Genomic DNA, 20,892 nt, shown 5'->3' on the forward strand with positions numbered 1-20,892 from the left:
TTGCTCCGAAGTGTGATCAACCCTAGCTTCCTGTCCCTTCCGGGTCCCCCATCAGGAATCGTGCAATGTCTTTACAGAACGACCCGCAATCGCGGGTACGTCAGTCGTGCGCCAACCCGCTGCAGTCCAGCTTGGTTGGCTCGCCGTGTCACTCCGATCCAAGGCCACAGCGTGCGCCGTCCGTGCTCGCAGCGGCGCTTGCGCTGAGCTGCCTGCTGGCTGCGTTGCCGGGCACCGCCCTGGCCGGTGCCTGGACCCAGCCGCAGGGCGACACCTTGGTCATCGTCAAGGCGTTGCATAGCGATGGCCGTGGGTGGTTCGACGACAGTCATCACCGCACGACCTTTGGCGATGGCCAGCAGTTCGACGGCAACGGTCGCAGCCGTCAGGATCAGCTCAACGTATACGTCGAGCATGGTGTGACCGAGAAGCTCAGCTTCATCGGCAATTTCTATTTCAACGACGTGGGTTTCAGCAACCACGATGCGGTCAACGGCCGTCAGCAAACCACGACGACCGGTTTTGCCGATCAGGAAATTGGCTTGCGCTATGCGCTGCCGAGCGCGCAGAACGATGTGTGGCGCAGTTCAGTCCAGGCGCTGGTGAGCATCCCCGCGTATGGGCGTAGCAAGACCTACCACCCGAACAATCCTTCCGCCAATTCCGACCCTGCGCTCGGCCTCGGTGACTATGGTCTTGAGTTGCGCTACAGCCGCGGCCGCGGTTACACGCTGGGCGACCATAACGGTTACGTCGATCTGGGCGGGGCGGTCCGCCTGCGCGGCAGTGCGGCCTCGGACGAAGTGCGTGTGGACGCGTCTACAGGTCTGAGCCTGACCCCGAGTTGGTTGCTCTTGGGCGAACTGAACGTGATCCAAGGGTTGGGTAACGGGCGTGGCAACTTCGACGTTGCCGGTAGTGCTGGCGGCGTGGGCTTCGTCGCCACCGGCACCAACTACGACCTCACCAAGTTGCAGCTGTCCACGCTGTACACGGCGCCGGGTGGCAGCCAGTGGCAAGTGGGGTATCAGCAGCCGGTGATGGGCCGCAATACCGGTGCTGCGGGCGGGCCATTCGTGGCCGCCTGGTGGCGTTTCTGAGGACTCCCCCACATGACGGTCACCTGCGAAATGGAAGCGCTGGGACGCGCGCCGGACATCGGCCGCGAACGCGGTCTGCTGGGTCGTGCGCTGGTTTCGGCAGGCGTCATCACCGATGAACAGCTGCGCTCGGCGTTGGCCTTGCAGCAACGCTGGAACTCGCGCCTGGGGGATGTGATCCTGGCCCAGCGCGGCGTGCCGGCGCAGCGGTTCTACGCCATCGTTGCGGCGCACTTCGGGCTGCAATTCATCGATCTGATACAGCAGCCACCGGATCCCGCGTTGCTGACCCCCGGCGATCTGGATAGCTACGCGCAACGCCTGGTGTTGCCGTGGCGGGACGAGGGCGGCGTGCTGGTGCTGGCGGTGGCCGACCCGGATCCGGCGTTGTTCGCCTGGGCGCGGGCACATTACGGCGAAAACGTGCGCTTTGTCGGTACCGCCAAGTTCGACATCATCTGGAGCCTGCAGCGCTACGCCGAAGAGCAGCTCACCGACAATGCGCTGAACTTGCTTGCGGCACATGCGCCGACGTACTCGGCACGCCAGGTCGTCACGCGTGGGCAGAAGTACACGCTGTGGGCGATCGCCGCGCTGCTGCTGATTGCGCTGGTGCTGTTTCCGGTGCCGGCATTGATCGTCGTCAATGTGCTGGTGGCGCTGGGCTTTCTTGCCACCTTTGGGTTGAAGTTGCTGTTGGTGTGGTTCGGCTCGCGCCACCGCATCGACATCAAGGTCAACGAAGACGAAGTGGCTGCCTTGAACGACGACGACCTGCCGGTCTATACCGTGCTGGTGCCGATGTACAAGGAGCCGGAAGTCCTGCCGATCCTCGCCAATGCGCTGCGCAAGCTGGATTACCCGATCAGCAAGCTGGACGTAAAGCTGGTGCTGGAAGCCGACGACTTCGAAACCATCGAGGCGGCCAAGAAACTCGGCCTGGAAGCCTTCTTCGAAATCATCCGGGTGCCGCCGTCGCAGCCCAAGACCAAACCCAAGGCCTGCAATTACGCGTTGCACTTTGCGCGCGGCGAACTGCTCACCATCTACGACGCCGAAGACAAACCCGAGCCGGATCAGCTCAAGCGCGTGGTGGCGGCATTCCAGAAGGCCGAGAAGGATGTGGTGTGCATCCAGGCGCGGCTGAACTACTACAACGCCGACGAAAACTGGCTGACGCGGATGTTCACGCTGGAGTACACGCTCTGGTTCGACTTCTACCTGCCTGCGCTGGAATACCTGCGTATTCCCATTCCGTTGGGCGGCACCTCCAACCACTTCCGTCTGGATGTGTTGCGCCAGGTGCGCGCGTGGGACCCGTACAACGTCACCGAAGACGCCGACCTGGGCGTGCGGCTGATCCAGAACGGCTACCGCGTCAACGTGGTCAATTCCACCACATTCGAAGAAGCCAACGTCAGCGTTCCCAACTGGATCCGGCAGCGTTCGCGCTGGCTCAAGGGGTATATGCAGACCTGGCTGGTGCATATGCGCGACCCGGTGCATCTGTACCGCAGTACCGGGTTCAAGGGGTTCTGGGGTTTCCAGTTCTTCATCGGCGGCGGTTTCTTTACTGCACTGGGGGTGCCGGTGTTGTGGACGCTGTACGCCGTGTGGGCGCTCACCGGCACCGCGATGTTCGAACGCTTCTTCCCGCCGTGGCTTGCGGCGGTCTCGCTGGTCAATCTTCTGCTGGCCAATGGGTTCTTCATCTACATCACGTTGGTCGCGGCGTTCAAACGCGACTACTTCAAGCTGGCGCCGTACGCGCTGACGGTGCCGTTCTACTGGGCGTTGCAATCGATCGCCGCCTACAAGGGTCTCTGGCAGCTGATCCACAATCCGTTCTATTGGGAGAAGACCACGCATGGCATCAGCAAGCATTCGGAAAACGAGCGCCGCGCCGCACTCGAAGAGTGAGCCGGTTGCGCAGCGTCGCGAGAGCGGGCTATCGGCGTTCCTGGTGGCCGTGGTGGCGCTGTCGCTGCTGAGTCAGCCGTTGCTGGTGCAGTCGGTGGGCACGGGGGCGCCAGCGCTTGCGCCGGGTCTCGGGGTGCCGGCGGCCGGGTTGTTGGCGTGGGCAGTCGATCTTACCTTGCACAGCTGGAATCTGCCGGTCCAGGTCTGGCCGTGCGTGGCGGTGGCTGCGAATGCGCTGTTCCTGTCGCTGCTGTGGCGCGATCTGGCGGGTGTGTTCGGGCGTGGCTGGGCCAGCGGTCTGACGCTGCTGGTGGGCTGCAATCCGCTGTTTCTGCTGCCGATCGCTGCAGGCGGTAGCCAGGCGGTGGGGTTGCTGGCCTTCTACGGTCTGTGCCGCACCTTGCGCCGGCTGCAGGCGCCGGTGGAAGCCTTCACCTATCTGCGCATTGCCGGCTGGTTATGCATTCTGCTGTGCCTGGACCTGCAGACGCTGGCGCTGTCGACGATGGTCGCGCCGTGGCTGCTGCTGGTCATGCCGCCGCAGATGCTGCGCAAGGCGCCGTGTTCGTTTTACCTGGTGTGCTATCTGCCGGTCGTGTTCCTGGTCGGCATGTGGGCGTATGTGAATCTGGTCGTGTTCAATGCGCCGTGGCCGACGCTGTCCAGCGTTGCGCAGGTCTCACACCCGCTGCCGTTGCCGCTGGCCGCTCATGCCGAGGGCTGGTTGCCGGCGGTACGTTGGGGCGTCGCGGCAGTGGTGTGCTTCCCGATATTGGCGCTGGTGACGCGCGCGCGCAGCGGTGCGTTGACGCGTGGCGTGGTGGCCAGTGCCGGCACCGTGATCTGCGCGGCAGCGTTGTCGTTCGCGTTCGGCTGGGCCGGCTTCGATGCCCTGCTGCTGTTGTGGGTGCCGGCGGCGCTGTTGTTGCGCGCGTTACGCGCCGACCAACGCGGCCAGGCGGCCGGATTGTTGCTGCTGGGCCTGCTCGGCGCGGTCTGGATGCAGCCGCAGGGCTGGGGTGGCTGGATGCGTGCCGTAGCGACCGACGAACAATCCTCGATGCAAGACGGGGCCGTTGCCGTGACCTCGCCGGTGTCGCTGCCGGTGCGTGCATCGGTCGCGTCTGCTGCGCAGGATGCTGGTGGGGTGCAGCAGCCGGCGATGGCCGAGAACGGCGCCGTCGCGCCAACTGCCTCGGCGCCTGCCGACAGTGCCGAGGCGGTCAACCCGGCGGCCACGGTGGTGCCGTCTGACAAGAACAATGCATCCTTGCGTGCGAAGGCGTGCGCCCGACACGCGGTGCGGCCAACTGCCGAGGTGTCTGCTGCATGTTCAAGCGCGTTGTAGGCATCGCAGCATTGATCGGCGTGTGTCTGCTGGCAAATGGCTGCAATGTCGCCGCGCCCACCTGGATGGGCGCCAACGTCAAGGTGTCCGCGAACGCACCATGGGAAAGCCCGGCTGCAACGCAGTCGCTGGATGCATTAGCCAAGACCGGCGCCAGTAAGGCGCTGCTGGTCGCCTTCGTGTGGCAGGCCAACCCGCAGTCCAACGACCCGGTATTGGGCAGCGACAGCAGTGTGGAGGCCATGCGCGCTGGGTTGGCTGCAAGCCGCCAGGCCGGCTTGCAGCCGACGCTCAAGGTGCATCTCTGGATTCCGGGGCACTGGGCTGGCGATGCCGCGCCCACCGACCCGTCTGCCTGGTTCGCGGCGTACCAGACAGCATTGCTGCCGTTGGCCAAGTTGGCCCAGGACGAACACGCCGAAGCGCTGGTGATCGGTACCGAGTTACGCAAGTTGCAGGATGCGCCGCAATGGCCGGCACTGGTCGCGGCAGTGCGCAAGGTCTATACCGGCAAGCTCTTGTATGTGGCCGATGGCATGGAGCACGCAGAGAGTTTTCGCTACTGGTCGTTGTTCGACGCAGTGGGCACCAGTCTGTATCCGCGCCTGTCCGAAGCTGCCGATGCGCGTGCCGCCGAAATGACCGCTGCCGCGCAACGCCTGCAGCAACTGGGTCAGCGCGTGGGCAAGCCGGTGTGGGTGGCCGAGCTGGGACTGCGTTCGGCGCGTGGCAGTCTGGCGGCGCCGTGGGAAAGCCCGGAACAACGCACGGCCGCGGTCGATACGCGCCTGCAGCTGCAGGTGCTGCAGCAGTGGCGCAAGGTGCTGCAGGCGCACGGCGTGGAGGGTATCGCGCTGTGGTGCTGGTACACCGACCCCAAGGCCGGCGGCCCGGGCGACAGCGATTTCACCGTACAGGGCAAGCCGGCGGAGCAGGTGCTGGCCCGCTGATAGCGGCTAATGAAGTGACCGCGCTCGCCGCCACACTTAGGCGGGCGGTGCGCGGTATCGGCACGCATGACGCGCACATTGCGTTTGCCGGGCGCCGTCTCCATGCGCTGACGACTGCCCGCTACGGTGGTCCGCAACGTTAGATTCCGATGCACATCGCGCTGAGCTGAGCTGCGCGGCAGACGCGCAGCGGCGGCTGCGCGCTGGGATCGCACTGCACGCATCCCGTGTTGGATGCACCACTCGCAATTGTTGGAGCATCACTGGCGCCTCTGGCGAGCACCGCCGTTAGGCATCAGGCGTAACGGCGGTGCAGAGCGCTGTCACTTGGGTCATCAACAGTGCACGTGCGGTCATCGCTGCAGCGGGCATAATCGGGCGGCATGATCATCCATTCGCTGCTCGACACCGATCTGTACAAATTCACCATGATGCAGGCGGTGCTGCACCAGCATCCTGCAGCGCAGGTGGATTACCGCTTCAAATGCCGCACTCCCGGCGTGGACTTGGCGCAGTTCATCGATGAGATCTCACGCGAGATCGATGCGCTGTGCCTGTTGCGGCTGCGCGAAGACGAAGTGGATTACCTGCGTGGCCTGCGCTTCATCAAGCCGGATTTTGCTGACTTCCTGGCGCTGTTCCATCTGGATCGCAAGTATCTGAGCTTGACCGCATCGCAGACCCATCCCGGCGAGATCGAGCTGACCATCCGCGGCCCGTGGCTGCACACCATCCTGTTCGAGGTGCCGCTGCTGGCGATCATCAACGAGGTCTGGTTCCGCACTAACTCCGAACCGGATTTCGAAGAAGGCCGCAACCGCCTGCGCGAGAAGGTGCGCAGCCTGCGCAGCATGCCGGCCGGCTGCAAGATTGCCGATTACGGCACCCGGCGGCGTTACTCGCGGCAGTGGCATGGCGAGCTGCTGCCGCTGTTGCGCGATGGTCTGGGCGAGCAGTTCGTCGGCACCAGCAACGTGTATTTCGCCAAGCGGTATGGGCTGACCCCGCTGGGCACGATGGCGCACGAGTATCTGCAGGCGTTCCAGGCATTGGGGCCGCGGCTGCGCGATTCGCAGGTGGCTGCGCTGGAATCGTGGGCGCGCGAATACCGTGGCGACCTGGGCATTGCATTGTCGGACGTGGTCGGGCTGGATGCGTTCCTGCGCGACTTCGACCTGTATTTCTGCAAGCTGTTCGATGGCATGCGCCACGATTCGGGCGATCCGTTCGAATGGGGCGAGCGCGTTATCGCGCACCTGCAAGCGCACCGCATCGATCCACGCACCAAGGTGCTGGTGTTCAGCGACGGGCTCAATATCGACAAGGTGATGCGCCTGTACGCGCATTTCCACACCCGCTGCCGGCTGGCCTTCGGGGTGGGCACCAGCCTGACCAACGATCTGGGACCGACGCCGCTGCAGATCGTCATCAAGATGGTCCGCTGCAATGGCCAGCCGGTGGCCAAGCTCAGCGATTCGCCCGGCAAGAGCATGTGCGATGACAGTGGGTATCTGCGCTATCTGCGTGACGTGTTCGGGCTGCCGCCCGGTGCAGAGACGTAGCAGGACGGCGTCGTCACATGCGGCAGTTGTATGCAGTGGGGCGCGAGGCAGATGGCGGCATCGAGCATGGCGCTCTCGCGCTTATGGCTTGTGTTTTCTGAGGTGTTGCAACGCTGTATCGATCGGCTGGCATGCACTGAACAGCACGAGTACGGATAAACGAACGGCGCCTTTCGGCGCCGTTCGCATCACACCACGGCAGACATCACGGGTGTCGCTTACGGACGTACCTTGGTGGCGCAGACAAAGACCGCCGCCTGTTGCGCGCGGCTGATCACGCCCTGGCTCTGTAGCTCACGCACGTGCTCGTCCATGCAGGTCAGGTAACCCAGGCGGTTGCCGACGTTCTGCGTTTTGCACAGGCTGCTTTCGGCAGAGACGTTCGCACCCGGAATCAGGCCGCCGGTCTCCAGCGTCGGCACCTGCGTGCTGCAGCTGCCCAACTTGGCCGGCCCGCTGTTCAATGTCCACCCGATATCGGCAAACAGCGCCGGGGTGAGGTCGACGTTGACGTGCGCCTGCACTTCCGGTGTGTCGAACGGTTCCATCAACGCATTCGGCTGCAGATCGGTATCGAAGTGCGAGAACGTCGAGCCGCCGGCCACGACGCTGGGCGAATACAGCCGCGTGCGGCCGGCGCTGTCGGTGCCCTGTAGCAACTCCGGATCTTCGTACAGCGCTGCGACCACGGAGACGGTCTTCAGGCGGGCGCCATCGGCCTGCGAGACCATGATGGCGGGGATGGTGATGTCGGTGATCGGCGGTGCAGCATTGCCCATCGTCTGCACACCGGCCGCGTTGTTGGCGACGATCACGCCCACTGCGCCATTGAGCTGCGCGTTCTTCACCTTGATCGCGAACGCGCAGGTGCCGCGGTCGATCAGTGCGACCTTGCCAGCCACATCGGCAGCATTGACGAACGGTGTTTCGCAGCCATCGCTGGCCGATGCAGCTGCCACGCCATCGTTGACCGTCACCACCGCGCGTGCCGGGAAATTCGCTGCCGTGGCCAGCGGTCCGAAGCTGGCAAAGCCCACTTCGAATTTACCGGCAGCGCTGGCCGGTGCGGTCACGCGCAGCAGCGTGCGCGGATCCAGAATCAACGCCGCCTCGCGGTTCACGCGCGTCCCGGCCCATACCGTGCGACCGGGCGTGCGCATCGCTTCGGCGCGCAGGGCGTTGGTCATTGTCGGATCGTCGAAGCGCTTGTTCTGGACGTTGTCGTAGGCCTGCGAGGTGTAGACGTCGGTCAAGCCGCTGCCCGAACCCAGCACGCCGGTAGTCTTGTTGAGGAAGCCGGTCGCGCCCAGACCGTGGCCGAGCTCGTGCATCACCACGTTGAGGAAGTTGATCTGGCCTGCGGGCGTCTTGCCGTCCAGACCCAGATACCAGCCCGAACCGGCCAGGCAATCGTCCTTGCCCAGGTCGCCGTTGAACTGCGAAAACACGTCGGCCGGATCGGCCGGATCCGGCACCAGATCCTGCCCGGCGATCGCATCGCCCAGCGCGGACGGGTACAGCGTATTGGCCTTGGCGCCGGGGAAGTTGTTGACGATCCAGTTCGGGCCGGCCTGGCCCAGCGTGCCGCCGGTGGCGGTACAGGTGAGCCGTGCGAACGAGGCATAGACCTTGATCTCGACATTGCTCTGCAGCACCGCGCCCCACAGGTCCATGGCGTACTGGTACGCGATGCGGCGTTGCTCACCGATCGAGCGCCCCGGATTGCCGCCCAGCGGGGCAGCAGGGGTCGGGTCATTCAAACCGACCACAGTGCCGGCATCGCCATTGATCAGCGTGACAGTGGCCGCCGCTGCATGCAGCGGTGCCAATGCGGCGGCTAACGCCAGGGACAACAGCAACAAGGGCTTATTCATGCGGCAGCGCTCCGTGCTCGGCGTGGGCGGGTTGGGTGGCAGCGGCGTCATCGCTGTGTTCGATGACGATGCGTCCGTCGGCCTGGCGGGTTGCCGTCAGGGAACTCATCTGGGTGGCCGGCAGCTTGCGCGCCATGGTGCCGTTGGGCAGGCGACGCTCGGTAGCGCGTGCGGCCGCCTCGGTCTGCGGAACCGACGTGCGCGCGGCGCTGCTACGGGCTGCGGAGGTGGCCGCGGTGGCCTGCTGATCCAGCGCCGCGCTCTCGGCGTCGGTCAGCGGGCGCAACTTGCCGGTGGTGGGATCGATACCGACCTTGGAACTGCTGGCGGCTGTTTCCTGCGCTGCGGCGATCGCCGGCAGGCACACGAGACACAACACACCGGACAGCATCCATCCGGACTTGCGAAAGCTCATCATCGTTGGGGTTTCCTTGGGTCCAACAGGTAAAAAAACGCCGTGCTGCCACCGGCGCTCGGGAGAATCCTTGCATTTCAGTGTGTTCATGACTGAATCATGAATCCGTGACTGGCGTCAATCTTTTGGCACGGTTTTCGCCGAAGGCAAAACAGCACTTAAAAAGCGACCGATCGGCCTGTGGCCTGGGACTTTTTGGGAAGCAAGAGCGACACGTGACCTGGAGGCAGTCGGATTCTTGGCGCGGGAGAAGGTACAGACGCAGACACGTTCGTGGGCACTGTGCATTGCCGGCCGCACGCCTGCGCCGTTGCCGCGCGGAAAATCCAGGTCCTCGTAGAAGTAGGCTGCAACCCCATCTCCCGCTGGTAGATGGGGACTCGAAGGGGCGCATGAGCGACGCGCCGCCTCTCGAGGCGTGTGCGCCAGCCAGCTTTGCCGGGTGCCATCACCCACTCGCTAACGCACACATGCGCTCAGCGCTCGGCATACCGATATGCCTCTCCTACACTGGCCGCTCGGCGTTGTCGGACAGCAGTTGCCCGCAGCCCATCAACCATCAACCAACCCTGCGCCAGGCCACCCATGCACGCCGTCATCTACCACAATCCCGGCTGCGGAACCTCCCGCAACACCCTTGCGCTGATTCGCCACACCGGCGTCGAACCGCAGATTGTCGACTACCTGCAACACCCGCCAAGCCGCGAGACGCTGCAGTCGCTGATTGCCGCTGCCGGCATCACGGTTCGCGACGCCATTCGCCAGAAAGGCACGCCGTATCTGGAACTGGGACTCGACGATCCCACTCTGGACGACGCGGCATTGTTGAATGCAATGCTCGCGCATCCAATCCTGATCAACCGCCCATTCGTACAGACCCCGCGCGGCACGCGCTTGTGCCGCCCTTGCGAAGTGGTGCTCGACCTGTTGCCGCCAGCCACGCACGGCTTCGTCAAGGAAGACGGCGAGCGTCTGCTGGACGAGGCCGGTCAATGCATCCGCCGCTGACATGTTCAACCGGCGCGCAACACCGGCGTCGCGTGGCCACCTTGGCTGCAACGTTGACGATCAAACGCAGCACACTCATCCACAGTGTCACGATGAACAAGCTGCTGCACACGTACTCCGCTAAGCAACTTCAGGAGCGGTAACAGAACGACTGCGCTGATCGTCAGCCCGGGCGGTCGTGCCCGGTGCAGCACGTATCGCTGGTAAGCGACGGTTTCTGTGCTCCGCTCACACCAGTCGGAAGACAGCTCGCGAGCGGCTGTCAGCCGCTCTAAAATCCACGCCACGATCTTCAGGAGCACACGCATGATTCGAGACATTATCCGCATGGGCGACAAGCGCTTGTTGCGTGTGGCGCCGCCGGTCACCCACCTGGGCAGCGCCGAGTTGCACACGCTGGTGGCCGATATGTTCGACACCATGGACGATGCGCGTGGCGTCGGTCTGGCAGCGCCACAGATCGCGGTGGATCTGCAATTGATGGTGTTCGGTTTCGAAGCCAGCGAACGCTATCCGGAAGCACCCGCAGTCCCGCGTACGGCGTTGGCCAACGTGCAGATCGAACCGCTGTCGGAAGAGATGGAAAATGGCTGGGAAGGCTGCCTGTCGATCCCCGGCCTGCGCGCCGTCATTCCACGCTATCGCTACATTCGTTACCGCGGCGTTGCACCCGACGGCAGCCCGATCGAGCGCGAGGCCGAAGGCTTCCATGCACGCGTGGTGCAACACGAATACGATCACCTGGTCGGTCGCCTGTATCCCTCGCGCATCGAAAATTTCGACACATTCGGTTTCGAAGACGTGCTGTCTTACGATCTCTAGTACGTCGCCCACTCCATCGATTCGACGCGTTGCCGCCGCAATGGAAGGTGGCCGTCTGCCCGTGAGTCCGCTCCGTTTTCAAGACGACCAGCAGCAAGCTGCCTGATGCGGTGCCTTAGCCGATTGCGGGGTTGTTGGCTGCGTGGGGGCCGTCATCGAGCCCCCCACAAATGCGTGCGCCGCGTGCTCCGCGTGCGGCGAGGGCATCCGCGCCCTTGACCATGTGTCAGGCCGAAAACCTGTGTGGCTCGGCAGCAAATGCGACCGCCAGAGCGCCTTTGCCGACATTGACCATGCCGGTCAGGCTCATCACGCTTTCGAACACTTCCACGCCATGGGTTTGGCAGGCATTCTGCAGTGCGGCGTAGCCGGGCAGGGCATGCAGCTCGGCGATCTCGCCGCCGTAACCCACGCACACCGTCGGTGTCATCAGGCCTTCGCGGATCTTGCGCACGGTGAAGCCGAACAGCTTCTCCGCTGAGGACTCGAACCCCTTGAGCTTGGCCACCGGCTCGGTGACGCCGCGGTAGGCGCGCAGTACCGGTTTGATGTCCAGCGCGCTACCCAGCGCGGTGCCGATCAGGCCGACGCTGCGATCGCCCTTGGTGCGCGCGCGTGCGCGCAGGTAGTAGAGATCGCGTGGGATCATGTAGCCATAGGTATGCTCGGCCAGATGTTCCAGGCGCGTGCGGATGGCTGCCACGCCCTGGCCCTGATCGCGCAGGCGCACTGCTTCGACGGCGGTGATGCCCTGGCCGGCGAACAGGTTGAGCGTGTCGATCACCCGTAGCGCGAACGGCGAGGTGTGGCCTGCAGTCTGTCGGATCGGCTTGTAGTCGTTGAGGATCGCGAAGCTGGCCTGCATCGCGTTGTCGAAGATCTGGCTGCCCAAGGCGTTGGAGAGTCACTGCTTGAGCAGGTGATGCCGTGTCGGCATGCCAGGGCGGGGTCGATGCATGTGGCTGTGCACCATTTGCCGCCTGGACGCCCCGGAGTCTTGGTGCAAGACCTGTCGCTGCCCATCTATCCTGGTACCCAAGTGCTAGCCAGCGCACGCTCGGAGTGCAAGGCCGCTATAGCGCTTGGATGGCTAGGGCTGCCGGAATCGCTATAGCTCCCCGCGCAACGCTACTGCTAGGGTCCAACCCCGAGCGTCGCATCGCGAATCTCGACCCACAAGATGAAGGTGATCGTATGCGTGGCGCCTGCAGCGTCGGCGTCGCACATCGGATGAGGCTACGATGACCTCGGTGACCGGTCTGCAGGGATGGCCGCGTCTGCGCCCCGTCAGTGCGCAGACATCTGGTCGGTGACGCGCAGGCGCCATTGCGCCGGATGCGCAAGGTTCGTTCGCCCCCGCCTCGGCGTCATGCCGAGACCGGTCGGCGTGGTTGGTCCATCCATTTGCGGAGTACACACATGCACATGCACACCCGTTCCTCTTCGCTACTGTTTGCCCGTTGTGGTCGGTTGCCGCGCGCCGTTGCGCTGGCGTTGGTGCTGGTCGCTACCGGTGCCAGTGCCTACACCGGCCAGACCAAGGTCTATGGCACGCAGTACGCATTCAACAACAATTTCAACGACAGCAGTAACAACATCCAGGCCACCTTCGGCACCGGCCGCACGCCGAGCCTGACCATCTCCTACAACCTGCCTGGCGGCAACTTGTATGGCTACCCGGCGATCTGCCGCGGTTGGCATTACACGATGAATCCTGCCCCCGATAGTTACTTTCCACATCAGGTATCCAAGATCGCCCGCCTCGGCGGTGCGTTGGCATTCGCCACCAAGGGCAGCGGGCAGACTGGCGATTTTGCCTACGACCTGTTCTTTCGTAAGGACGCCAGCAAAGGCAACCCGCAGCTGGAAGTGATGATCTGGGGCGCCAACAATTCGTATCCGCTGGGTACCTTGGGCACCGCCAACGCCATCACCTCGGGCGGCGTCACCTACGATTTGTGGGAGGGCAATAATTCGGCTGCCGGCTACTACGTGTACACCTTCATTCCGCATGGCACTGCGGGCAATAGCAATGCGCTGCCGGCCAAGGGAAATGTCAATGTCGACCTCAAAGCTTTCTTGACCAGGTTGCAGGCGTTGCGCAGTGGCGATGGCCGCTACAGCAGCGATCTGTATCTGCAGGTGGTGGAGGGTGGCTTCGAAATCACAGGTGGTATGGGCACGGTGTCGCTGACCGGGTCGATCGCAGCCAATTGAGAGCGGCCTTGGTCATCTCGTCAGTGGCGAGCGGTCGTGTTGTCGGTCGCTGTTACAAGGCCACCAGCTGGATGCTATCGAACACGATTGCCGGGCTGAGGTAGCCGTTGTCCGGTGAGCCGGAGGCGATTCCGATCTCGATGCGGTTGTTGCCGGCCTGCAAGGCAGCGGCGGGAATGTCCACCTCGTACACGGTGTTGTTGCCGCGCGCGGTGCCCCGCGTCATGCCGCGTGTCTTCGGTTGCGTGGGAGCGGCAGGCACCGGGCCGTTCCAGCGCGCATTCACGCTGATCTGCGGGCGTGCGCTGCCCTGTGCTAACGGCACGAAGATGCGCAGGCGATAACCGCGTACCTCCTTGGGGGCCAGGCTGAAGTCGATCCGGCTTGGGGTGTTGATGCCGCGCCACTGCACTGCGGGAAAGCTGCTCAGGCTGCTCGACCCGACGGTGTAGGTCGTCGCAGACCAGCGCATGCGCGCATCGGAAGGGTGCGCATGCGGTAATAGATCCGCATATCCAAACCCAGCCGGCGTGCCGTCGGCAATGCCGATCTGCCACTTCAGCGTGCCCGGTAAGGAAGCCGCCTGCAGTGTGGCGTGCGCGGTGGCGTTGGCGGAAACCTCGATGTCGCGTTGTGCCACTTCCAGTTCGTTCTGGTAGAGCGTCATGCGATAGCGCCCCGGACGCACACCGGCAACCTGATAATCGCCGCTGCCGTCGGCGGCAGCCCAGTATTGCGCCTGCGCGTTGTGCAAACCGATGACGGCTGGCTGGCCGGGCAGTACGCCACTGACGTGCCCGCTCAGCTCGCCGCGCCCGCTCACCGGCAGATAGCCGCTCAGCCCCAGCGTGGCATCGACGAACTCGGTGTTGCATTGCGCACTGGACGGCGCGCCGCCATCGGTGAACAACAGCCCGTACACACCATGAAGGCCGCCGCGAAACGCTTCGGTCTGGGTGTGATCGGAATACATGTAGTTGTAGAGCTCATGCGTTTCGCGCGTCTTTTGCGTGGCGATGTCCTTGAAGAAGGGACCGCCCGCGCTGCGCTCGCGGTTGCCCATCAGCATGAACACTGCAACCCCGGAGCCGCTAACGCCATGCATCTGGTCGTCCATCATGCGACGGGCGGAATAGAACTTGGAACTGGTGCGCCCATCCGGCAGGAGAAATACATCCTTGCCTTCGATCGGCGTGCCGACATTGGAATCGGGCTCCTGCTGCGCATTCGGCAACCTGGACACATTCAAGCGGGCGACGAAGCGCAATTCGCCCACGGGTAGCAAGGTTGGCGCATAGGTGGCCATGTAGATCGCGTTGCGGCCCTTGCGCGCGATGTAGTACTGGATCAGATCGCCGGCCTTGGCCGACACCACGATCGTCTCATCCACGACGCGTGCATCCACGCTGGCGCTGCCTAGTCCCGAAGCGATGTGCGAGCCCTTCGATTCGGTGGTCTGCAGTTCGGTGTCGCGGTAGCGCATCGACACGATATCGCCGTTGTGTGCATCGACCGAAAACACCAGCTCGGCGCCACTGTCGACGATGACGCGGTCGCCGCTGCGGCTGACACCGAATTCGGCCAGCGCAGGTGCGCTGACGCCGGCATAGAGCAACAGCGCGCAGGCGAAGGTGGTCAGGCAATTGCGGGGCATGGTGGTTACCTTGCGGATGTAGAGCGCGATGCTAGGCGAGCGCCGGAGACGAAAGAACGTGCGCACGCTTCGTTATTCCAGCAATCAAGCTTGGAGTGGGTAATGCGAGGCATCGCAGACCGTCGGCACAGTGGGCAACTGCAATCGATAGTAATTGGCAGGAAGGGCGCGCGCATCCACACAGGCCAGCAAAACGTAGCGAGCCGTTATCAGGTGGGCGTGCACAGCGCATATCAACCGCAGTGCACGAGCGGTGCATGCCGCACCGATCACCGGCCGCTGCCTGCTGGCGGCGGGCGCAGTCGCGTTGCTAGCTGCTCTATGGCTGAGCGGCTTCATTGCAGGGGCTCAGCGCAACGCATCCCGTGTCGAGGCGATGTCGGCCATCCATTGTTCGCGCTTGCCGATCATGAAGCGATGTTCGTTTCCGTCGCTCGACCGTAGCGCCAGCGATGTGGGTGCGATCGGCAGCAGGCCGAACAGGCGCGTCCAGCAGGGCTGAATCGCCATGATTTTCCGAAGAGGCACGCTCAGCGACCGGGTCTGCACATTGAACGCATGCGGCTGGAACAGCAGCGCATCGGCGGTGAGAATCAGGGGCCCGCCCACCGCTTCCATCCCGCGTTGAAGATTGGCGGGTGCCTGACGCAACACGTCGCGCTCGATCGAACGCCAGCCGCCACCTTGGAAGAGCGTACTCACGGTCGTGCAGCGCCAATGCAGGCACGTGGCATCGGCCAGGGCGAAACGCCAAGGTTGCCGGGCATTTCCAGGAACGAAACCGAAAACATGCGATAGGCCTGATGGGCTGCATCACTGCAGCGAACGCCGCCGGCAAGACGCGGCAGCACGCTATGACAGCACATCGCCCTTATACGCCAGACCACCGCCGATCAAGTACATCGGCAGATCGTGCAGCGTGGCGATATGCCCAGCGTGATGTAGGCGGCGCTGCCAGGCCGCAGCCCCAGGCGATCGGCCAGGTGGATCGCCGCAGGCCTTCGATCAAGTACCCGGTACCGACGGCCAGCACGCAGGCTCAGCGTGGCGCGAGTGTAAGCATGCCACGCAGCCCGCAGTAGACCAGAATCACCGCCAGCACATCGCCCAGGCTGCCGCGCCGAAATGATCCACTTCGTTGAAGTGCGGCATGGTGTCGCTGTGCGTGTTCCACGTTGCCGCCCAGCCGCATCGGAGGTCAGCAGCCGGCTGGCGCCGAGGTCCTGAACCATCTTGCGGCTGGGCGAATCAGGAATTAGCTTGCCCTGCCGGTCGATTCATCCCGATTGGGCCAAGGCCGACAGCGGCAGCAACAGCAGAGATAACGCGAACAGCGATGCCAGCAAGGCACCTGTCCGGCGCGTGCGCCATCCTTGGCGAGCGCATTGCGCCTGCAGAGCAGCGGAGCGGTAAAGCAGTGCGCCGGCACACGCTGCCCCGACACACCGGTGTGAGCAAAGATGCTGCTCACGCAGCGCTTCAACGAAACACGGCGCGCTTACTTCAGATAGGCACGCGGCAGCGGGCCGGCCTGCTTGCATGTAGCGGTCGCGCAGCTCGCTCTGGCGTGATCGCATCGGCATATCGCGGCCGCCCAGCCAGACCTGCTCGGCATAGTGCGCAACATCCAGCGGGTCGCCTTCCCACAGCACCAAGTCGGCTTGCTTGCCCACCGCAATGCTGCCGATGCGATCGCCCACGCCAAAGATTTCCGCCGGCACCCGGGTCAGGCCGGCCAGGCCGGATTCCCATGGCAGGCCATTGGCGGGTCAGCTGGCGCAGCTTGCGTGCGTTATGCGAGGCGTCGCCGTTCTGGGTAAAGCTGACCTCCACACCGGCAGCGCGCAGCCGTGCGGCATTTTCCAGCGTCGCGCCGATCTGATCGAAGGTCGATGGCAGATCCGCCAATGCGTCCACCAGCACCGGTACCTTGGCCTGCGCCAGTTGCGGCGCGAGCTTCCATGCTTCGGCACCGCCGGCAATGGCAATGCGCACCTTCTCGCGCTGCGCCCAGCGCAACAGCTGGCGGATGTCGGCTGCCCGTTCTACCTGCACCACGATACGGCCCTGGCCGGCCAGATAGTTGGCCAGCACGCCGCGTCCAACCGGGGTCAGCAAGGCATGCGGCGAATCGGCCGGGATGCGTCCGCGCGCTTCGGCAACCAGTTGATCGAGCAACATCCATTGCGCCGCGCGCGAGCTGCCGGTGAGATCGGACGCCGCTGCACCAATCCGCAGAAACAGCGCATGTGGGCCTAGCGGATCCGGGCTGCCATCCAGCCGCACGATGCCGCCCTGGCCTGCGATGAAGGCGCCGCTGGTGGTCGCCCCCAACGCGGTGAAGCCGATGCCTTCCACGCGCGCGACCGGCACCAGCACCGAGTCCGGGTTATAGGCCAGGGTGACGTCGAATTCCGGGCGCATCGGCTGGTCGGCCAGCTTGACCCCGCTGTCCACCGTACTCTCTTCGCCGGACACTTCTTCGATGCCGATTTCGGTGATGCCGCCGAACAAGGCCGGCGTCAACGGCCGGCCTTTCGCCTCGACCACGCGGCCATCGCTAGGTGCCGCCAGATTGCGGCCGATGGCGCGGATCACGCCGCCCTGCACCAGCACGTCGGTGTTCTGCAGCGTGCCTTGCGCGGTGGCGGTGTGCACGGTGGCGCCGCGAATCAACACCTGCTGGGCGGCGGCCTGCAATGCAAGCATGGCCATGGCTAGCGCCGCGATCGCGCGCAAACACGGGCGCACCACGGTGGCGCGGCTCATCGTGCCACCTCCTGGCCAAGCATGAAGTCCGACACCGGCTGCAGGGCGCGGTTGTGCCGGTCGTAAACCTGCGCACCGTCGATGTACACCTGTTCTGCCAGCGCATACGAACTGAAAGGATTGCCGTTCCACACCACGACATCGCCCATCTTGCCCGGCTCCAATGCACCGGTCTGCTGCTCGATGCCGAGCGCTTTGGCGGCATTGCTGGTGAGCCAGCGGATGGCGCGTTCGGGCGGAATTTCCATGCCGCTGCGGCGTGCGTTGGCGATCACCTTGGCGGCCTCCTGGTTGAGCCGCTGAATGCCTTCTTCCGAATCCGAATGCACGATGGCGCAACTGTTGGCCGGGCGATCGACCAGTGCGATGTTTTCCTGGATGCCGTCGAAAGCCTCCATCTTGAAGCCCCACCAATCGGCCCATAGCGCGCCGCAGACGTTTTCCTGCGCCAGGCGGTCGGCCAGCTTGTAGGCCTCCACGCCGTGATGGAACGCGGCGATGTGGAAGCCGAATTCTTTTGACAGATCCAGCATGGTGGCCATTTCATCGGCGCGATAGCAGTGGATGTGCACGCGGATATCGCCGTTGATGGCGCCGGCCAGCGTGTCGAGCTTCAGGTCACGCTTGCCGCCGGCATCGCCGCTGCTGTCGTTGTCGCCGCCGCTGCTCCACCAATGGCGCTTCTTGGCTGTCTTCTTTTTGGTGCATTTTTCTGCAGGTACTCCGCGGCGTCGATGAACGCAGCGCGGTAACCGGCCACGTTGCCCATGCGTGTGCCGGGACCACCTTTCTGGCCGTACACGCGTTTTGGGTTTTCGCCACAGGCCATCTTCAGGCCCCAAGGCGCACCGGGAAACTTCATTCCCTGATAGGTGGTGGAGGCCACATTCTTGAGCGTGACGCCACGCCCGCCGATCAGGTTGGCCGAGCCCGGCAGAATCTGCAGCGAGGTGATGCCGCCAGCCAGCGCGGTGCCGAAGCCGGGGTCCTGCGGCCAGATCGAATGCTCGGCCCACACGTTGGGCGTGACCGGTGCGGTCATCTCGTTGCCATCGCTGTGCGCGCTGACCCCGGGGCTGGGATACACGCCCAGATGCGAGTGCACATCGATGATGCCGGGCGTGACCCACTTGCCGGTGCCGTCGATGCGGCGCGCATCTGCGGGCGCCTCGAGTGCCTTGCCCACCGCAGCCACCTTGCCGTCGCGCAGCAGTACGTCGGCATCGTCCAACCGCTGACCTGTGCCGGTGAGCACGGTGGCGTGCTGGATCAGGACCGGACCGGACGCAAGCGCTCGGTAGGTGCTGGGGTAGGGGTCTTGCACGAAACGCGATGCCGTCGATGCCGCAGATGCAGGCCCGCACAGCATCGCCGCGCCTAGCGCGGCGAACAGGACGGAACGCATGGATTTCCCCGATAAAACGAAAGCCTCAGCCGCAAACCTAGCCGTCGGCGGCGTGCTTGCCAAGTGCTGGCGGCCGGGAGCGGCGGCCTCATCACACGTGCCAGTGCATGCTATGCCGCATTCGTCAGGGGAGATGTCGGTGATTGCCAAGACAGAGCGCAACAAGCAGGCCGATGTGGTGTTGGCTTTTTGGGAACTGGCCGGCTCGCCCCGCTGGTTCACGCACAACGATGCGTTCGATGCCAATTTTCGCCAGCATTTCAGCGAGCAGCATTTCGCCGCCGCGCGTGGCGACTACACGCAGTGGAAGGCGCGCGCCGAAGATGCGCTGGCCTTGCTGATCCTGCTCGATCAATTTCCGCGCAATGCCTTTCGCGGCAGCGCGCATGCCTATGCCACCGACGGCTTGGCACTGCGGCACGCCAAGCAGGCGCTTGTCAGTGGATTCGATCAACAGGTGTCGGCGCAACTGCGCCTGTTTTTCTATTTGCCGTTCGGGCATGCCGAAGATGCCGATGAGCAGGCGCGTGCGGTGCAGCTGATCACTGCACTGGACGATGCGGAGAGTACCAATTCTGCGCTGGAGCATCAGCGCATCATTCAGCGCTTTGGCCGGTTCCCGCACCGTAATGCAGTGCTGGGACGTGAGACCACGGCAGAAGAACAGCTGTTTCTGGATGAAGGCGGGTTTGCTGGTTGATCTTGAGCATCAGTGAGCGGCATGACGCTGGTTGACCTCTGCCGTACAGCGGCTGCAACGCATGCGTCAGCGCTGAACTGATGCCGGTTTGCAGAGCGTGGAGGCATACCATGCGCGATGCCGCATCAGGCATCGCGCATGCAATAAGATCGATCAGCCGTCGCCCGGCAATGCCTCCGAACGCCACGTGGTGCCTTCGCCCGGCAGTCAATAGAGCCCGTAACTTTCGTAGCCGCTTTCCGACAGCACCAAATCGAGCGTGCCGTTGCCGTCGATATCGCCGAACTGCAGCAGATGCGTGCGCAGCGGCAAGTCTTCGCAATCGTCGCAGCCGCTGGCGGCCTGGCCCTTGCGGAACTGCCAGCGGCGGCCGTCATGTTCGAAGATCGCACGCAGAACGAGCACGCAGGTGGGGTTCTCCGCGTTGCCGGTGTTGATCGGGTGGTTGGAGGTCAACACGGCCACGCGCCGCTGCGGCTGTTGCGTATCGGTGACGATCTGCAGCGTCGCCAGATCCTGCGCGCGGTCGGTCTTGAACGCGGCCAGCGCCCGCAACAGGGCCGCCGGCGTGACGTGCTGGCGCAACTGCGCGGTCTCGCCCACCTGGCGAAACGGGTCGGCCTGTTCGCTGGCGGTCGCCGCCCGGCCGGCGAAGCGCTTGCCGGGGTTTATATCCATTGTCGACAGCAGCGGTGAATCGGACAGCGTGGGGTTGCCCTTGAGACACAGCTTCGCAGTGCCGCCGCACATGCTGTTGTCGTCCAAGCCGCACGTTGCCGGTCGATACGCCTGCATTGAAGACCTGCAGCGGCTGGCTGAGCAGCGCCTTGGGCTGGGTCGATTCCTTCGCCACGCCCTTGCCGAGCCACACCGGGATGTACTCCAGCGGATCTGCGGTCGGCTGGCTGTCGTAGGTCTGGACCAGCAGCACGGCACGCGACGGCTCGGCGGCATGGCTGACCAGCGGCAGCAGCGCGGACAGGGCGAGAGAGCGGCGGGTGTGTATTACAGCGCTGTCCTTGTGCAGGTTGATCCATGAAAAAACGGACGCTCCAAGGAGCGCCCGTTTCGGTGTGCGGTGTGCCGAAGCAGCCTGCATCTGTGCAAGCCGTGGACACACGGGTAAGGCGAGCGCCGCACTCTACAGG

General features: G+C 64.2%; 13 protein-coding genes, 1 other RNA gene and 5 pseudogenes. 9 read left to right on the plus strand and 10 right to left on the minus strand.

Annotated features, from left to right (window positions below; all coding sequences use genetic code 11):
- Window positions 1–65: 65 nt before the first annotated feature.
- From XBLMG947_RS02745 to pncB, 5 genes are all read left to right on the plus strand, one after another.
- Complete coding sequence (locus XBLMG947_RS02745) at window positions 66–1,100, plus strand: hypothetical protein (RefSeq protein WP_065466275.1); 1,035 nt, start codon at window positions 66–68, stop codon at window positions 1,098–1,100.
- 12 nt (window positions 1,101–1,112) lie between these two features.
- Window positions 1,113–3,020, plus strand: coding sequence for a glycosyltransferase family 2 protein (locus XBLMG947_RS02750; RefSeq protein ID WP_065466276.1), 1,908 nt, complete (start codon window positions 1,113–1,115; stop codon window positions 3,018–3,020).
- Window positions 3,021–3,069: 49 nt separating this feature from the next.
- Window positions 3,070–4,368 carry a hypothetical protein gene (locus XBLMG947_RS02755; protein ID WP_065466418.1) on the plus strand — a complete coding sequence of 433 codons (1,299 nt, stop codon included), beginning with the start codon at window positions 3,070–3,072 and terminating at the stop codon, window positions 4,366–4,368.
- The gene (locus XBLMG947_RS02760) at window positions 4,350–5,318 is read left to right on the plus strand and encodes a glycoside hydrolase family 113 (RefSeq protein ID WP_065466277.1); all 969 of its coding nucleotides are present in this window, start codon (window positions 4,350–4,352) and stop codon (window positions 5,316–5,318) included. Before XBLMG947_RS02755 ends, XBLMG947_RS02760 begins: the two co-directional genes overlap by 19 nt.
- 383 nt (window positions 5,319–5,701) lie before the next feature.
- Window positions 5,702–6,880 (plus strand): nicotinate phosphoribosyltransferase, encoded by a 1,179-nt coding sequence (gene pncB / locus XBLMG947_RS02765; RefSeq protein WP_065466278.1) that lies wholly within the window; start codon window positions 5,702–5,704, stop codon window positions 6,878–6,880.
- A gap of 218 nt (window positions 6,881–7,098) precedes the next feature.
- On the opposite strand, the gene XBLMG947_RS02770 is transcribed toward pncB, so the two are convergent.
- Both XBLMG947_RS02770 and XBLMG947_RS02775 read right to left on the minus strand, forming a co-directional pair.
- Window positions 7,099–8,754: a PA domain-containing protein gene (locus XBLMG947_RS02770; protein ID WP_065466279.1), complete on the minus strand. Its 1,656-nt coding sequence runs from the start codon at window positions 8,752–8,754 to the stop codon at window positions 7,099–7,101.
- Window positions 8,747–9,172, minus strand: coding sequence for a post-PEP-CTERM-1 domain-containing protein (locus XBLMG947_RS02775; RefSeq protein WP_065466280.1), 426 nt, complete (start codon window positions 9,170–9,172; stop codon window positions 8,747–8,749). Before XBLMG947_RS02775 ends, XBLMG947_RS02770 begins: the two co-directional genes overlap by 8 nt.
- Window positions 9,173–9,754: 582 nt before the next feature.
- Between XBLMG947_RS02775 and arsC the strand changes: the two genes are divergently transcribed.
- Both arsC and def read left to right on the plus strand, forming a co-directional pair.
- Window positions 9,755–10,177: an arsenate reductase (glutaredoxin) gene (arsC, locus tag XBLMG947_RS02780; protein ID WP_065466281.1), complete on the plus strand. Its 423-nt coding sequence runs from the start codon at window positions 9,755–9,757 to the stop codon at window positions 10,175–10,177.
- A gap of 306 nt (window positions 10,178–10,483) precedes the next feature.
- Window positions 10,484–10,999, plus strand: coding sequence for a peptide deformylase (gene def, locus XBLMG947_RS02785; protein WP_065466282.1), 516 nt, complete (start codon window positions 10,484–10,486; stop codon window positions 10,997–10,999).
- A gap of 226 nt (window positions 11,000–11,225) precedes the next feature.
- On the opposite strand, the pseudogene XBLMG947_RS02790 reads toward def, so the two are convergent.
- Window positions 11,226–11,891 (minus strand): annotated as a pseudogene (locus XBLMG947_RS02790) (DegV family protein); the annotation flags it as partial.
- 533 nt (window positions 11,892–12,424) lie between these two features.
- On the opposite strand from XBLMG947_RS02790, the gene XBLMG947_RS02795 reads away from it, so the two are divergent.
- Window positions 12,425–13,216, plus strand: coding sequence for a GH12 family glycosyl hydrolase domain-containing protein (locus XBLMG947_RS02795; protein ID WP_104536797.1), 792 nt, complete (start codon window positions 12,425–12,427; stop codon window positions 13,214–13,216).
- Window positions 13,217–13,268: 52 nt separating this feature from the next.
- Here XBLMG947_RS02795 and XBLMG947_RS02800 read toward each other — a convergent pair whose 3' ends face one another.
- The 6 genes and pseudogenes from XBLMG947_RS02800 to XBLMG947_RS02820 all read right to left on the minus strand — a co-directional run bounded on the left by XBLMG947_RS02800 (window position 13,269) and on the right by XBLMG947_RS02820 (window position 19,044).
- Entirely contained in the window at window positions 13,269–14,870 is a 1,602-nt protein-coding gene (locus XBLMG947_RS02800) for a rhamnogalacturonan lyase B N-terminal domain-containing protein (protein WP_065466284.1), read from the minus strand.
- Window positions 14,871–15,053: 183 nt separating this feature from the next.
- Window positions 15,054–15,129, minus strand: a non-coding RNA gene (locus tag XBLMG947_RS02805) — sX9 sRNA.
- Window positions 15,130–15,218: 89 nt separating this feature from the next.
- A complete protein-coding gene (locus tag XBLMG947_RS02810) occupies window positions 15,219–15,488 on the minus strand; it encodes a hypothetical protein (protein WP_181093061.1) in 270 nt (89 codons plus the stop codon).
- 234 nt (window positions 15,489–15,722) lie between these two features.
- Window positions 15,723–16,002 (minus strand): annotated as a pseudogene (locus tag XBLMG947_RS24005) (ribosomal maturation YjgA family protein); the annotation flags it as partial.
- Between the two features lie 366 nt (window positions 16,003–16,368).
- A pseudogene (locus XBLMG947_RS02815) lies at window positions 16,369–17,639 on the minus strand (amidohydrolase family protein).
- Window positions 17,636–19,044 (minus strand): annotated as a pseudogene (locus XBLMG947_RS02820) (amidohydrolase). The pseudogenes XBLMG947_RS02815 and XBLMG947_RS02820 overlap by 4 nt, the downstream one beginning before the upstream one ends.
- Before the next feature lie 133 nt (window positions 19,045–19,177).
- Between XBLMG947_RS02820 and XBLMG947_RS02825 the strand changes: the two are divergent.
- The gene (locus tag XBLMG947_RS02825; protein WP_065466286.1) at window positions 19,178–19,744 is read left to right on the plus strand and encodes a DUF924 family protein; all 567 of its coding nucleotides are present in this window, start codon (window positions 19,178–19,180) and stop codon (window positions 19,742–19,744) included.
- Between the two features lie 207 nt (window positions 19,745–19,951).
- Here XBLMG947_RS02825 and XBLMG947_RS02830 read toward each other — a convergent pair.
- A pseudogene (locus tag XBLMG947_RS02830) lies at window positions 19,952–20,750 on the minus strand (hypothetical protein).
- Window positions 20,751–20,892 lie beyond the last annotated feature (142 nt).

It is taken from the genome of Xanthomonas bromi, assembly GCF_900092025.1.
Lineage (GTDB): Bacteria > Pseudomonadota > Gammaproteobacteria > Xanthomonadales > Xanthomonadaceae > Xanthomonas > Xanthomonas bromi.